Origin of the sequence: Amycolatopsis sp. NPDC004169 (assembly GCF_040610315.1) — a bacterium.
In the GTDB taxonomy this organism is placed as follows: domain Bacteria; phylum Actinomycetota; class Actinomycetes; order Mycobacteriales; family Pseudonocardiaceae; genus Amycolatopsis.
This window is the reverse complement of the sequence record NZ_JBEXMD010000048.1, coordinates 1-13,986: the sequence shown is the minus strand read 5'-3', so window position 1 is coordinate 13,986 and position 13,986 is coordinate 1. Positions and strand designations below refer to the sequence as shown.

General features: G+C 71.2%; 12 protein-coding genes. 2 read left to right on the top strand and 10 right to left on the bottom strand.

What is annotated here, in order from left to right; translation table 11 throughout:
• Nucleotides 1-5: 5 nt before the first annotated feature.
• The 10 genes from ABZX11_RS40785 to ABZX11_RS40740 form a co-directional block, all read right to left on the bottom strand.
• Nucleotides 6-800 carry a TIGR03084 family metal-binding protein gene (locus tag ABZX11_RS40785; RefSeq protein ID WP_176171964.1) on the bottom strand — a complete coding sequence of 265 codons (795 nt, stop codon included), beginning with the start codon at nucleotides 798-800 and terminating at the stop codon, nucleotides 6-8.
• A gap of 216 nt (nucleotides 801-1,016) precedes the next feature.
• Nucleotides 1,017-2,090, bottom strand: coding sequence for a carboxymuconolactone decarboxylase family protein (locus ABZX11_RS40780; protein ID WP_354923748.1), 1,074 nt, complete (start codon nucleotides 2,088-2,090; stop codon nucleotides 1,017-1,019).
• A gap of 68 nt (nucleotides 2,091-2,158) precedes the next feature.
• Entirely contained in the window at nucleotides 2,159-3,811 is a 1,653-nt protein-coding gene (locus ABZX11_RS40775; RefSeq protein ID WP_176171965.1) for a GMC family oxidoreductase, read from the bottom strand.
• On the bottom strand, nucleotides 3,808-4,389 hold the full coding sequence (locus ABZX11_RS40770; protein WP_176171966.1) for a DUF5987 family protein: 582 nt from the start codon (nucleotides 4,387-4,389) through the stop codon (nucleotides 3,808-3,810). Before ABZX11_RS40770 ends, ABZX11_RS40775 begins: the two co-directional genes overlap by 4 nt.
• Before the next feature lie 35 nt (nucleotides 4,390-4,424).
• Nucleotides 4,425-5,801 carry a cytochrome P450 gene (locus ABZX11_RS40765; RefSeq protein ID WP_354923745.1) on the bottom strand — a complete coding sequence of 459 codons (1,377 nt, stop codon included), beginning with the start codon at nucleotides 5,799-5,801 and terminating at the stop codon, nucleotides 4,425-4,427.
• The gene (locus ABZX11_RS40760) at nucleotides 5,798-6,802 is read right to left on the bottom strand and encodes an enediyne biosynthesis protein (protein WP_176171968.1); all 1,005 of its coding nucleotides are present in this window, start codon (nucleotides 6,800-6,802) and stop codon (nucleotides 5,798-5,800) included. The genes ABZX11_RS40765 and ABZX11_RS40760 overlap by 4 nt, the downstream gene beginning before the upstream one ends.
• 1 nt (nucleotide 6,803) lies before the next feature.
• Nucleotides 6,804-8,777 carry a CRTAC1 family protein gene (locus ABZX11_RS40755; protein WP_354923743.1) on the bottom strand — a complete coding sequence of 658 codons (1,974 nt, stop codon included), beginning with the start codon at nucleotides 8,775-8,777 and terminating at the stop codon, nucleotides 6,804-6,806.
• On the bottom strand, nucleotides 8,774-9,757 hold the full coding sequence (locus tag ABZX11_RS40750; RefSeq protein WP_176171970.1) for a DUF1702 family protein: 984 nt from the start codon (nucleotides 9,755-9,757) through the stop codon (nucleotides 8,774-8,776). Before ABZX11_RS40750 ends, ABZX11_RS40755 begins: the two co-directional genes overlap by 4 nt.
• 106 nt (nucleotides 9,758-9,863) lie before the next feature.
• Nucleotides 9,864-10,859, bottom strand: a complete 996-nt coding sequence (locus ABZX11_RS40745; protein ID WP_176171971.1) for a DUF1702 family protein — start codon at nucleotides 10,857-10,859, stop codon at nucleotides 9,864-9,866.
• Nucleotides 10,860-10,884: 25 nt separating this feature from the next.
• The gene (locus tag ABZX11_RS40740; RefSeq protein ID WP_176171972.1) at nucleotides 10,885-11,805 is read right to left on the bottom strand and encodes an AraC family transcriptional regulator; all 921 of its coding nucleotides are present in this window, start codon (nucleotides 11,803-11,805) and stop codon (nucleotides 10,885-10,887) included.
• Between the two features lie 503 nt (nucleotides 11,806-12,308).
• Between ABZX11_RS40740 and ABZX11_RS40735 the strand changes: the two genes are divergently transcribed.
• Nucleotides 12,309-13,145: an AfsR/SARP family transcriptional regulator gene (locus ABZX11_RS40735; RefSeq protein WP_354923741.1), complete on the top strand. Its 837-nt coding sequence runs from the start codon at nucleotides 12,309-12,311 to the stop codon at nucleotides 13,143-13,145.
• A 52-nt stretch (nucleotides 13,146-13,197) separates the two neighbouring features.
• On the top strand, nucleotides 13,198-13,893 hold the full coding sequence (locus tag ABZX11_RS40730) for a winged helix-turn-helix transcriptional regulator (RefSeq protein ID WP_354923739.1): 696 nt from the start codon (nucleotides 13,198-13,200) through the stop codon (nucleotides 13,891-13,893).
• Nucleotides 13,894-13,986: the final 93 nt, after the last annotated feature.

Sequence of the window (13,986 nt, the reverse complement as noted above, 5' to 3'; positions counted from 1 at the left end):
ACCGATCAGGCCGGGAACTGCCCGGGGCGGCGTCCCGCGCCCGCCGGGCCGCGGTAGGCCTGGGCCAGTTCCAGCCACTGCCGGGCCAGCCCGCCCTCGGCGCGCACGTCGAGGTCGCCGGGGTGCCGCCGCCGGGTGACCAGCAGGCAGAAGTCCTCGGCGCTTCCCGTCACCCGCTCCGGCGCGTCCTCCGGCCCGAAGCTCAGCAGGCGCCCGGACGGCGTGGTGATCTCGAAGCGGAACTCCTCCTCGGGCGGGGTCAGCCCCCGCGCCTGGTACCCGAAGTCGCGCACGCGCACGGCGAAGCCCACGAGGTGGGCGAGGCGGTCGGTGCGCACCGGGCGGACGCCGAGCGCGTCGGCGATGTCCTGGCCGTGCGCGAAGACCTCCATCATGCCCGCGCAGGCGAGCACGTACGGCGGCAGCGGGTTGACCAGCCACGGCACGAGGTCGGTGCCCCCGACGGCGGCGAGCGCCTTGATGCCCTGGTCGCGCTCGGCGCGCCAGCGGTTCAGCAGGACCTCGGCCGGACCACCCAGGTACTCGTGCAGCGCGCCGTTGACCGCGGCGTCGAGGTCGCCGCCGATCGACTTCGTCATCGCGACGAAGGCCTCGGGCTGCGCCGCGGCGAGGCCCGCGATGCGGAAGATGAACGCGAGGTGCCCGATCTGGTGGCGCACGGTCCAGCCGGGCGCCGGGGTCGGGGTGTCCCACTCGGTCTCGGAAAGGCCGGCGACGAGCGCGTCCACGCCCTCGGCCTCGGTCGTCAGGTCGGCGATCACGGCCGTCGTGTCAGTCACCGGTTGTCCTCTCGCTACGCGGTTCTCGTGGACGGTCAGGGGACGGGGCTCGGCGGCCGCCGGGCTCGTGGCGGGGGTGAGTGGGCCACGGTGCGGCGGCCGCCGAGGAGAAGATCGGGGGGATCCGGCCGGTCGGCGGCGGCACGCCGGGCAGGGTTTCGGCTGTGTCCCGGTGCTGCGCTCGACCGGCCGGTCGATCTGCTCCTTTTCGAATCATCACCCGCGCTCGCGTGACGCGTCTTCTCCTCGTGGGCGCAGGGAAAGGCGGCTGCCGAGCTCCTCCGCGGCGGCGTGAGCCGCCCACGAGACGAGCTCGACCAGCCCCCGGTCGTCGAGGCCGTCGCTGCGGACCAGGTCGGCGACGAGGTCGTCGTCGACCTGGTAGGCGGCCTTCGCCACCAGCAGAGCCAGCCGCGCCGCCGGGCGTTCGGCCGCCGGCAGCTCGGCGAGCGGCCCCTCGGCCCAGGAGCGGCCGAGGCCGGGCGGCCGCCCGTCCCACGCCTTCAGCTCGCGCCGCACGAGATCGCGCACCCGCGGCGGCAGCACCCGCTCTCCGGCGGCTTCGACGGCCACGCGGGCCCTGGCGAAGGCGTCGGCGAGCGTGCTGCCCGGCTCGGCCCAGTCCGGGCCGTCGGCGCCCGTGGCGGGCAGCAGGGCCAGGGCGAGTCCGGGCGGCGGGGCCTGGCCCGGCCGGAGGAAGCGGCCCAGCACGGCTTTCACCCGGCCCCGTGCGGAGGCGGGCACCCGGGCGGGCACCGGCGAGTCGCCGAGGAAGACGGCGACCACCCGGTTCAGGTAGTGGAACGCCGTGGCCACCGCCGTGAACTCGGCGGCCGCCCCGGCCGGGGTGGCCGGCGGGAGCGGGCCCGCGCCCCGCGCCCATCCGGCGAGCCGGCGGGCGCCGGGGTCGGCGATCTCCCCCGGCTTGCCGGCTTCCAGCGCGGCCGCGGTGCCGGGGTCCCCCAGCGCGCCGATCGCCATCGCGTGCACCTCGGCGCAGTACGGGCAGGAGTTGGCGGCCGACACGGCGGCCGCGACGACCTCCCGGTCCGCCCGGCTCGAGACCCCCGCCGCGACCAGCGACTCGCGCAGCAGGAGCCACGCGGCCGCCAGCACCGGCGGGGACGGCGAGTGGAGCGCGATCGGTGGCGCCAGCATCCCGAAGTCCCGCTCCAGCTGCCGGTACACCTCCCGCACCCGGCCGCCCGCCCGCCGCGGCCGCACGGCCTCGACGTGCTTGACGTCCCGCACCGTCCGCCGCAGCGCCAGCCGCACCAGTCCCGGGGTCATGGTTCTCCCTTCCACGGAGAACTCGCGCTCCCAGATCCCGAGGAGCGCGAGTTCGAAGTACCCGTGCATCAGCTGCCGGCGACCAGATCGAGCTTGGAGACCGCGCGGCGGCCGGTGATCGAGCCGTCGGGGGCCGGGGCGCCGTACTTGACGTCGACGCCGCGGGCCTGCAGCTGCCGGACGATGCCCGGGACCGAACGCTCGGCGAGCGCGGCGATGGTCATCGCCGGGTTGACCGTCAGCGCGCCCGGCACCGACGCGCTGTCGGTGACGAAGATGCCCGGGTGGTTGCGCAGCTCGTGGTTCGGGTGCAGCGCGGACGTCGCCGGGTCGTCCCCGATCCGGCAGGACGCCAGCGGGTGCACCGTGTACGCCCCGACGACGTCGTTGGTCCACGGCGCCACCTTCGCCAGGCCGTCCTTCTCGATGATGGCCTTGCAGTCGGCGTCCGCGAGCGCCCAGCCGCGCCGCGTGTTCTCCGTCGGGTCGTAGCGCAGCGAACCGCGGCCGAGCATCTGCTGCGAGATCCGGTAGGCGTTCCCGGTCGGCGGCGGCGTGCCGAAGACGCCTTCGTTGTCGTCCTCGGTCATCAGGAAGATCGTGAGCCAGTTGGCCCACTGCTTGAGGATCTCCTTCTTCTCCGCCCCGAACCAGCGCGGCTCGGCCCCGCCGGGCACCTGGGCGAGGATGGTGCCCAGTCCCGGCGGGAAGTACAGCTGCTCCAGCGAGTACCGCTCGTACTCCGGCAGCGAGCCGTCGAGCTTGTCCCAGTTCGCCACGGTCGGGCCCTTGCCGATGTGGTTGGCCGAGTACACCGGACCGTCCTCACGGGACAGCCCGAGCACCTCGCGGACGCGGTCCTCGTCGATGATCGCGGTGTTGAGCCGCTCGCCGTTGCCGGAGAAGTACCGGCCGACGCCGTGCGGCATCTCGCCCAGCGCCGCCTCCGAGCGCTGCAGGATGACCGGGGTCGCGCCGGCGCCGGCGGCGATGATGACGACCTTCGCCTCGATCACGCCGCTGCCGGTGTGGATCCGGTAGTCCTCTTCGTCGATCAGGTCGAAGTGGACGCGGTAGCCGCCGTCTTCGGTCCGCTCGAGCCGCTGGACCTCGTGCAGCGGCCGGATCTGCGCGCCGTGGGCCAGCGCGGCGGGCAGGTAGTTCGTCAGCATCGACCGCTTGGCGTCGAACTTGCAGCCCGCCATCATGAAGTTGCAGTTGACGCAGGTGGCGTTGTCGACGGCGACCGGCGCCGGGTTGGCGGTCCGCCCGGAGTGGTTGCAGGCCGCGGCCCACAGGCCACCGGCGTAGGAGACGTCACTCCAGTCCTGTTTGGACACCGGGATCGACTCGTCGACGCGGTCGTACCACGGCTCCAGCGTGTCCCGCGAAATGACCGAAGGCCACATCCGCCGCCCGATGCTGCCGTGCCGCTCGAAGACGAACCGCGGCGCCCGCGGCATCGCGGCGAAGTACACCACGCTGCCGCCGCCGACGCAGTTGCCGCCCAGCACGCTCATCCCGTCGCCGACGACGAAGTCGAACGCGCGGGTGTAGGACGAGCCGAGCAGGTAGTCGTGCTCGAAGTCGTCGGCCGCCAGCCACGGCCCGCGCTCCAGCACGGTCACCTTGGCCCCGCCGGCGGCGAGGTGGTAGGCCGGGATGGACCCGCCGAAGCCGCTGCCGACGATGACGACGTCGGTCCTGTCGATCGCGTTCATGCCGGGCTCCCGGAGGCAGTCGTGTCGGGGTGGAGTTCGGCCAGCTTGCGGCCGTAGCCATACTTCGGGAACCGCCAGAACCCGTCCGCGTCCGGAGGCGTGTACCCCAGGGCCAGCAGGCCGGGGTGGCCGTCGCGGATGGCGTCGGCGGTGTGCAGGTGCGCGGCGCTGTCGAAGGCCATGTTGCAGAACAGCGCCAGGCTGACCCAGCCGTCCTTCTCCGGGTGACCCGGCGTGGTCAGCCGGCGCACCAGCTCGCGGCGGTGCTCGTACGGCAGCGCGACGAACGGCGGGACGTCGTGGTCGAGCTCCAGCTCCACCTCGCCCGCGTAGGACTTCGCGTGGTCGTTGAGCGACTGCGCGAGGTAGGGCAGGCCGGCCGTGACGCCGGTCGCGTCGAAGTTCAGCAGGTCCAGCGCACCCGCCGCCACCGCACCCGGGCCGGGCGCGGCCCCGGCGATCGCCCGGTCCTCCGGCGACCGCTTCTCACCGGGGACGATCGTGTCCGCGTAGGCCTCGAGGGTCGTGTTCTCGACGCGTTCTTCCGCAGTGCTCTCTGGTCGGGCCTCGGGTTGCACCGGCCTACCTCCTCATTGAATGTCCACAGTAGACGTCAGGCTGCTTCGGACCGCGACACCCGGTGCCGGCGGTGCACGGTCATCGGCAGCCCGCCGCGCACCCGCAGCGAGAGCATCGCTTCGGGCTCGACGACCTTGCCCGGCACCTTGCGCAGTTCGAGGTCGCGCGCGGCCATCGCGAGCACGAACACCGCCTCCATCACGCCGAGGCTGTTGCCGATGCAGAACCTCGGCCCGGCCCCGAAGGGCAGGTAGGCGTAGCGCGGCGGCCGCTCCGCGGCGGTGAACCGGTCCGGGTCGAAGCGCTCCGGGTCGGTCCAGAACCCCGGGTGCCGGTGCAGCGTGTAGGGCACGACGACGACGTCGGACCCGGCAGGCACGTGGTACCCGCCGATCTCGTCGTCGGCCTGGGCGATCCGCGGCAGCAGCCACACCGGCGGGTAGAGCCGCATGACCTCCTCGACGACCGCGACGGTGTAGGTCAGCCGCCGCAGGTCCTCGTACTCCGGCAGCCGGTCGCCGAGCACGTCGGCGGCTTCGGCGTGCAGCCGCGCGCCGACCTCGGGGTGCTCGTCGATCAGGTGGAACGCCCAGCCGAGCGTGCTCGCCGTCGTCTCGTGCCCGGCCAGCAGCAGGGTGATCAGCTCGTCGCGCATGCGCTCGCGGGAAGCGCCGTCTTGCGAGCCCGAGGCGATCAGCCGCGACAGCACGTCCTCGCCGTTCTCCACCGGGTTCGCCAGCCGCTGCTCGACCAGCTCGTCGGCGATCCGGCGCAGGTCGTCGCGCGCGGTGCGGAACTCCAGCTGCTTCTTCAGCGGCACCCACTGCGGGACCGCGCTGAGCGTGACCGCCTCGAACATGGCCTGGTCCTGCACGGCCTCGAACGAGTGGCCGAGGGTTTCGTAGCCGCCGAGCTCGGCGTCGAGCAGCGTCCGGCCGAGCACGCCGAGGGTCAGCCCGGTCATCTCGTGCAGGATCTCGACCGGCCCGTCGTGCGCGGCGAGCCGGTCGATCAGCCCGGCCACCTGGGCCGCGACGACCGCGGCCTGCCGCGAGATCCGCTTGGGCTGGAACACCGGCTGGATGGTCCGCCGCTGCTGCTTCCAGGTTTCGCCGTCGCTGGTGAGCAGGCCGTCGCCGAGGGCACGGCGGGCCTCCTGCAGGCCGATGCCCTTGTGGTAGTTCGCGGCGTTGTCGGCGAGGACGTGCTTCGCGAGGTCCGGGTGGTTCACCAGGTACATCGCCTTCGGGCCGATGGCGATGCGGACGACGTCGCCGTAGGCCTCGGCGTTGTCGCCCATGAGCGCGAGCCGGTCGGTGAAGAGCTGCTTCAGCAACCGGAGGGTCGCCCGGCGCGGCGGCCCGGGCGGCGCGGTGCGCGCCGCCCGGGCGTGGTGCTGGGGACCGGTCATGCCGCGATGGCTCCGGGCTTTTCGTCACCGGTTTCCGCCGGCGGCGCGATCTCCAGCTTGGTCTTCTGCGCGGCCTGGTCCGCCTCGAACTTGATCCGCGCCTTGTTCGAGAAGTGCAGGCCCCACAGGAACAGCCCGCGGATCAGGCAGACGGTCGCGGTGGCCAGGAACAGCCCGTAGGCGACGTGCACGGCGGTGAAGAAGCCGTACGCGAGCGCCACGCCCGCGCCGAAGAGGAACTGCGAACCCTTCTTCGACGGCGACGTGCCCGGGTCGGTCACCATGTAGTTGGTGTAGAGCACGAACGCGACGCCGGTGCCCATCGCCAGCGCGCCGGAGATCGACGTGCCGAAGATCCAGCCGCGGACGAAGGCCTGGACGACGAAGAAGCTCAGCCAGCCCGCGATGAGGAACATCCGGCCGGTCAGCAGCGCGTTGAGCACCGTGCCCGACACGAGGATGATGCCGACGATGAGCCAGCCGCCCCAGGTCGGGATCTGCTCGGTGAAGTGGTACGGCGGGGCGATGCTGGCCCACGGGAAGACGAGCAGGATGATCGTGATGCCGAAGTTCGACGGGTTCATGTAGTGCCGCATGCGGCCGTACACGGGCGCCTGCAGGATCCACTTCGCGCCGACCGCGACGACGACCCCGAACATCATGACGAGGATCTGGTCGTTGACGTAGGTCAGCATGTTGAGCGCGAGCCCGGTGATGTGCGCCGGGAGCAGGAACTCCATCAGCCCCTTGAACCCGTTGCCGCGGAACCGGACGTCCCGGTGGGTCACCCGGGCGTTGATGATCTCCAGCACGATCTCCGTGGTGTACGCGGTCGCCAGCGCGACGAACGGGTACAGCCACGGCTGCTCGAAGCCGAGCACGGTGTAGCCGACGATGTTGAAGATCGTGATCGAGATCGCGAAGCGCCGCAGCGCGGTGATGACCTTGTTGGTCCGCTTCGGCGGCGCACTGTCCACCTTGGTCAGAGTCGGGGTGGTCATGTCACATCGCTTCCTTCGCCGTGGTGCCGAGCTGGTACATGTGGCAGCCGGGTTCGAGCTTCAGGTTCTGCGTCCGCAGCTGCCCGGTCCGGTCCCGCCACTGCAGGTGGACGTCGAGCGGGCCCTTCACGTCGTGCCCGAGACCGATCTGGACGTCGAAGCTGCGCCGTCCGGCCTCCCCGCTGCTGCCGTCGACCCGGCCGAGGTACTTCTTGCCGTCCGAGGTCGTCACGGTGACCTGGGCGCCGATCGCGGGCACGCCGGCCGCGGGCAGCGGGCCGGGCGCCACCGGGGCGTCGGTGGTCAGCTTGAGCTGCAGGTACTTGCCGGGGTTCGGGCTGTCGTTGTGGTAGAAGATCGGCTCTTCCCACTGCCGCGCGACCGCGAACTCGGGCAGCCCGTCGCCGTCGGTGTCACCGACCGCGATGCCGCGGGTGGGCACCGGGACCGCGAGACCCAGCTTCGGCGCGAGGTCGGTGTAGCGGCCGTCGGCGCTCTTCACGAAGAAGTGCAGCGTCTGGTCACCACCGATGTCGTCACCGGCGCGGGCGTTCGGCCACCAGAACGGGTTGGACAGCAGGCCGTCGTGCGCGGTGGCGATCTCCTGCAGGTTCGGCCAGCGGTTGACCTGGCCCTTGACGAACCCGGTGGCCTGCGCGATCTGGTTGTCGCCGCTGTTGTTGAAGTCCTGGATCTTGACGTCCCAGCCCCAGCCCGACCACGCCGTGCCGTGCTCGGCGCTGTCGTCGTGGAACGGCGCGACGCCGTCCTTGAGCTGCTTGGTCAGGTCCGCGTTGTCCTTGGCCTTGTTCATGAACTGGAAGTTCGACTCTTCGATGCCCCACGACGTCGTGATGTTGCTGACGAACAGGTCGTAGAGGCCGTCGTGGTTCAGGTCGCCGAAGTCGACGCCCATGCCCTTGAAGGAGTCGTGGCCCAGCACCTTCGACTTCGGGTCGTCGATCCCGCGGACGCCGGTGACCTCGGCGAGCTCGATCTTGCCCGGCGTCGACTTGTTGTACAGCAGGTGGTCGTGGCCGAAGTCGTTGGCGATGTAGAGCTCCGGCAGGTTGTCGCCGTCGATGTCGGTCGCGCTGGAGGCCAGCGTCCAGCCGAAGCGCGCGCTCTCCGGGATGCCCTGGGAAGCGTCGACGTACTGCGCGCTCGGGTTCGCCCCGGACTTGGCCCCGGTCCAGCGGTAGATGTACTTGGCGCCCGAGTTCACCGCGTGCGACATCGACTGGTTCAGCGTGATGCCGCCGTCGGCGTTCGGGTCCAGCACCCGGCTGTCCGGGAAGTAGTTGCCGATGAAGATGTCGACGTGCCCGTCGCCGTCGAAGTCGCCGATGGTGACCGAGTCGGTGTTCCACAGTGGACCGTTGTACTTGCCGTCGGCGCCGCGGTGGTTGCCCGGCACCAGCTCGACCGGCTGGAAGGCCGAGGCGTCGAACTTCGTCGCGGTGGCCTTCTGCAGGAACAGCACCGGCGTGCGGCCCCAGTAGTAGGCCAGGACGTCGGTCCGGCCGTCTTCGTTGTAGTCACCGGGGACGCAGCCCATCGGGGCCATGTAGTCCCAGGTCGGCAGGGTAGGCGCCGGGTCCAGCGCGAAGGGGGCGTAGCGCGGGCCGGAGTCCGGCGTCGGCGTGATGACGACCTGGTCGCTGCGCGGGTCGACGAGACAGAGGTCGTTCGGCTTGCCGCTGCCGCTGATGTCGTTGATCGCGATCGCGGCGCCGACCGAGGAGATCCAGGCCGCGATCTTGTCGTACTCCTTGTTCACCGTCCGGATCGACTGCGACTTCTTCGCCGCGGGCAGCGCGATCGTCATCGGGGTGAAGTGGAACTTGCCCGCCAGCTGGTCCTGTTCGGCGGCGGAGACGCTGGGCAGCCGTGCGACCATGAACAGGCCGAGGATCAGCACCAGCGCCACGATGCCCGCCAGCTGCCTGCGCAGCCAGCCGAAGGTCGCGGTCATTTGTTCTTCCCTCCGTGGGTCAGCACTTCTTCGGCGATCCGCTGCCGCCAGGTTTCGAACGCCGGGACGTCGTCGCCGTCGACGACCACGGCCGGCCGGACCTCTTGGGTGATGGCCGCCACGCGCTCGGCCGGCAGGCCGCAGATCGCGCGGGCCGCCATCTCGGTCTCCGGGATCATCAGGCCCGAGCGCACCCGGCACTCGGCGGCGAAGGCACTTCCCTGGGCCAGCTGCCCGTGGTGGATGCCGGCCCGGTCGACCAGTTCCGCCAGCTCGTCGGCGGTGACGCCGCACGCGTAGGTCGAGGCCAGCCCGACCCCGGCGTACAGGTCGCCGTGGCGCGACTCGGGGAACTCCTCGATCGTCTTGGCCACCAGGGAAACGTCGGTGCCGCAGATGAACCACAGCGCCCGGCCGATGCCCTGGTCGATGGCCCGCAGCGCGTAGCCGTCGTAACGCCGGTCGGGCCAGGAAAAGCCCGGCTCCTGGTACTGGTCCCGGATGTAGCGATCGGTCTTGAAGTACGCCTGGTGGAAGCCGTACCCGTCGAGCACCAGCCAGCGCAGCAGCGGGTCGAAGCCCGACGCCTTCGGCCACGCGAACCGCGGGAGACGGCACATGGCCCAGCCGACCCCGACGTAGATGATGTAGTCGTGCTTCTCCCCGGGACCGGCCAGGAACTCGGCGATGTTCGTGCTCTTGCCGAACGGCAGCCCGTCGAGAACGCCGTACCCCATTCCCGCGCCTTCGTAGGCGAAGCCGCGGAACTGCGGGGGAATGCGCTCCAGCCATTCCTCGGCCTGCGCGGGCGAACGCGCTTCGACCGCGTGTGCGTACCCGAGGAGGAACTTCTCCCCGATCGTCTCGAGTCGCTCCTGAGCGGCTGGGCTCTTGCGGTGGAAACCCCGCTTCTCCAGCGAAGTCTCCGCGACGTTCGGTGTCAGGATGCGACGTCTGAGCGCGCGCCAACCATTGCCCAACGCACTCTCCCCCTTAAGGGTCGGTGTGAATGTGGAGCTCTTTCTCATCACGGTCACAGATGCCCTGGTCAGCGGTCTACTCCACGGTTGCCGGTGACCTCGGGCGTCAGGCTGCGCGCTCTTGCGAGCCCGCGCGGAACTCCGCGCGGATCGCCTCCCGCCACCGCTCGTACGGCGGCAGCGGCCCTTCGTCGGCGAAGGGCACTTCGGTGCGGTCGGCGAGCGCCGTCGCCTCCTCGACCGTGAGGTCCGCGAGCACCTCCGCGGCGAGGCGGCAGTGCTCGGGCACGAACGTCGAGTAGGTGCGCGCCTTGATGGCGAACACCACGCCCAGCGCCAGTTCCGCGTGGTGCGGCCCGGCGAGCCGGCGGAGGGTGGCCAGCCCGGCCCGGTCCGCGCCGCCGGCGAAGGTCGCCGCCAGCCCGATCCCGCTCCACAGGTCGGGACGGCGGCTTTCGGCGAAGGCGCCTGCCGCGGCCGCGGCCGCCTCGGGCACGCCGCCGTGGATGAACCACAGGGCCCGGCCCACCCCCTGGTCGAAGGCACGCGAGAAGTAGTCGGGGCGCCCCGCCCAGGGGTACGGTGCCGGCTCGGCCTGTTCGTCGACCCACCGGTGCGTGTCGAAGTACGCCCGGTCGAAGCCGTAGCCGTCCACCGCCAGCCAGCTCATGACCGGGTGGTGGTGCACCCCGTCCAGCTGCGGGAGAATGTTCTTCCACAGTGGACGCGGCAGCCGGGCCATCGCGAACCCGATCCCGATGTAGGTGAGGAAGATGTGCGGCTCGCCCGGTCCTTCCAGCAGTGCCTTCGTGCGGTCGCGGCCGCCGCCCGGCATCGCGTCGAGGATCGTGCACCCCATCGTCGCGCCTTCGTACGCGAACCCGCGCTGCTCCGGCTCGACGAGGGCGAGCCGCCGCTCGAGCTCCCAGAGGGACGCGCCCTCGATCGCCCACTCGAACCCGCACACCACCGCCTGCGGCACCGCCTCCAGCCGGGCCGTCGCCGCGGTGGGGGTGACCGGGAAGCCGCGCTCCTCGAACCCCACCGAAGCCAGGGAAGGCGCCAGCGCGCGCTTGCGCAGGACACCGAAGAAAGTCGCCATCACTCGTCCCTTTCGTCCGGCCGGCTCACGCCACCGCGCGCAGGTGCGCACGAGACGCGGCGAGCATCTGCTGGCTGCCCGGCGTCCGGCGCGCCGCCAGGGTGATCGCGATGGGCGGGTCGGTCAGGGCAGGCGGGCGCAACCGGATCGTCACCTCCGACGGCTCGAACGGCGTCACCGACGCCGTCGCGGTGCCGATGGTGAACGCGGGTCCGCCGGCGGGCCGTCGCCCCGCACCGTGGTCGGCCACCGCGATGACCGTCCAGGTGCCCTCGGGCACCCCGTGGATGGTGAGGTCGGCCGACTCGGCGTCGGCCAGCCCGCCGAAGGCCACCGGACCGCTCTGCGGCACCGAGTCCGCGAACACGCCGACGAGCACGTTGGCCGGTGCGGCGCCGGTGGGGAACTCCAGCCGCACCGCCAGCCGCTCGTTGCCGTCCTGCAGGGACGCGCAGCTGCTGGCCGCCTCCCGCAGGGACCGCAGCGCCGGCAGCCGCTGGAAGTAGGCCGAATGCGCCACGAGCAGCTCACCCACCTCCGGCTCCCGGTACTCGGTCGGGGTCATCCCGACCGCGCGGACGAACCGGCTGGTGAACGTGCCGACGCTGCTGTAGCCGACGCTGCAGACGATGTCCGACACCGTCAGCGAAGTCGTCAGCAGCAGCCGCTTGGCTTCGAACAACCTCACCGCGGTGAGGAAGCGCCCCGGCGTCACCCCGGTCGCCTTGGCGAAGATGCGTGAGAAGTGGAACGGGCTCACGAACACCTGGGACGCCAGCGCCGACAACGTGATCGGCTCGAAGTACCGCTCCAGGATCATTTCGATCGCGCGGAGAACAGCGGGCTGCACGGCCTGTTCCGGCGCCCGGACGTGCCTGTACCGCTCCACAACCGCCGACGGGTCTTCGCCGTCGCCGCCCCCGGACGTCACCGATCGCAAGATCATCAGTCCAACCTCGAATTCCCTGCCGCAGTCAAGTTCCCTCTTCGCCAGGTAAGACGCCGGATCTTGCGGGCCGGTGGACCCCCGATCGAAAGCCGGGTGAGGCGGAGTTCGCCGCCGGACGGCGACTGTGTGACCGTCTCGGCTCCGGCCGTGCGGAACGCACACCCGCGCCGTGCGCGGCACACCGCGCCCGGTCGGCAGAAGCGCCGGTTCGAGAAGGACCGGAGGCCGTGGTCGGCCGTTCCCGGCCCGTCACGCCCGGCCGGACCTGCGGTTTGCCCACCCCGGGGCGCTCGGCGCGGGTGGGTGGTGCCCGAGCAGGACGTGCGGATCGCACGGGGCCGCCGGGGAAGACACATCTTGACTCTGGTGGACCGCTCACTGGCTGGGGTGCTGCGGCTCTGTCACATTCGACAGTGGACAGCCCGCGGCCGGTTATGCCCGGCTTGCGCGGCGTACTGGGGAGCCAGATACATCGCGGCAGAACACTGGAGGCGCGCGACATGTACTCCGAGAAAAGGCTATCGGACGGGCCGGTCGACGTGTCCCGGCGGTCCGACCAACCACCCGAAAGTGTGGTCCAGTTCACGGTCCTCGGCCCGCTCGGTGTGTTGCACGACGGTGTCGACTGCACCCCCACCGCGCCGAAAGTCCTGCAGCTGCTGGCCCTGCTCGTGATGCGTCCCGGCAAGATGGTGCACGTCGACTCGATCACGCAGGAGCTCTGGCCGAGCGGCCCGCCCCGGACGGTCCGGACCACGCTGCACACCTACGTCTACCACCTGCGCCGCTGCTTCGAACAGCACAGCCTGGCCGACGGCACCGAGGACATGCTGGTCACCAAGGCGCCGGGCTACCTGTTCCGGATCGACCCGAGCCAGGTCGACGTCCACCGGTTCGGGCTGATGCAGCAGGAAGCGCAGGACCTGCTGCGCCGGAACCAGCACGCGGCGGCGGCCGCCCGTTTCCGCGCCGCGCTGGACCTGTGGAGCGGGCCGCCGCTCGCCAACATCCACTGTGGACCCGTGCTGCTCCCGTACACGATGGAGCTGCTGGAGCAGCGGCGCAACGCGCTGCACATGCTCATCGAGGCCGAGATCACCAGCGGCAACCACCGCGAACTGATCGGGGAGCTGCGCTCGCTGGCCGCGGGCAACCCCCTCGACGAGGCGCTGCACGGGCAGCTGATGCGGGTGCTGGGACGCAGCGGCCGCCGGTCGGACGCGATGGCCGTCTACCGCAGCCTCCGCAAGCGGCTCAGCGAGGAGCTCGGCGTCGAGCCGTGCGACGAAGTGCAGCTGCTGCACCACGACCTCATCTCCGAGGGCGACCACCTCTGATCCACCGCACCACCGCACCACCGACCCACCGGCACGAACGAAGTGAGGATCAATGACCGCACGCACCCGCACCTACGGACAGTACTGCGGACTGGCCCGCGCCATGGAGCTCGTCGGTGAGCGCTGGGCGCTGCTCATCGTGCGCGACCTGGTGCTCGGCCCGAAGCGCTACAACGAGCTCCGGGCCGGTCTGCCCAAGATCCCGCCGAGCATCCTTTCGGCGCGGCTCAACGAACTGGAGGAGTCGGGCGTGATCCGCCGCCGGGTCCGCCCGGACCTCGACGCCGGCCTGGTCTACGAGCTCACCCAGTACGGCAGCGAACTCGACCAGATCCTGCTGGACCTCGGCCTGTGGGGCGCCCGGTCGCTGAGCCACCCGGGCCCGGACGACGTCTTCACCCTGGACGCGGCGATCCTCTCGCTGTTCACGACGTTCCAGGCCGAAGCGGCGGCCGACGTCCAGATCACCTTCGAGATCCAGTACCACAACACGATGATCCTCCACGCGATGGTCGACAACGGCGACCTCAAGGTCGCCGAGGGCCGCTACCCGGAGGCGGACCTGATCATCCGCGCCGGCCAGGGATCGGCGCTGCTGGACGTGATCAGCGGCCAGCTGACGCCGGCGGAGGCCGTGGCGAACGGCTCGGTGTCCGTCGAGGGCGACCTCCGCGACCTCGAGCTGTTCACGCGGTTGTTCCGCCTGACCTCGGCCCCCCAGCCGAAGAACGGCGTCGCCGTCCACTGAGGACAGCCGAGTCGCGTGAGCCGGTTCGGGGAGCCGGGGCTCGGAGAATCGATCAGGCACGGTACGTTGGCAGCTACACGTTCTTGAGTACTG

Coding starts and splice junctions, on each gene's coding strand:
- ABZX11_RS40765 (WP_354923745.1), bottom strand. CDS start 5,801: ATGACCGGTCCCCAGCACCACGCCCGGGCGGCGCGCACCGCGCCGCCC.
- ABZX11_RS40745 (WP_176171971.1), bottom strand. CDS start 10,859: ATGGCGACTTTCTTCGGTGTCCTGCGCAAGCGCGCGCTGGCGCCTTCC.
- ABZX11_RS40760 (WP_176171968.1), bottom strand. CDS start 6,802: ATGACCACCCCGACTCTGACCAAGGTGGACAGTGCGCCGCCGAAGCGG.
- ABZX11_RS40780 (WP_354923748.1), bottom strand. CDS start 2,090: ATGACCCCGGGACTGGTGCGGCTGGCGCTGCGGCGGACGGTGCGGGAC.
- ABZX11_RS40755 (WP_354923743.1), bottom strand. CDS start 8,777: ATGACCGCGACCTTCGGCTGGCTGCGCAGGCAGCTGGCGGGCATCGTG.
- ABZX11_RS40740 (WP_176171972.1), bottom strand. CDS start 11,805: ATGATCTTGCGATCGGTGACGTCCGGGGGCGGCGACGGCGAAGACCCG.
- ABZX11_RS40730 (WP_354923739.1), top strand. CDS start 13,198: ATGACCGCACGCACCCGCACCTACGGACAGTACTGCGGACTGGCCCGC.
- ABZX11_RS40735 (WP_354923741.1), top strand. CDS start 12,309: ATGTACTCCGAGAAAAGGCTATCGGACGGGCCGGTCGACGTGTCCCGG.
- ABZX11_RS40775 (WP_176171965.1), bottom strand. CDS start 3,811: ATGAACGCGATCGACAGGACCGACGTCGTCATCGTCGGCAGCGGCTTC.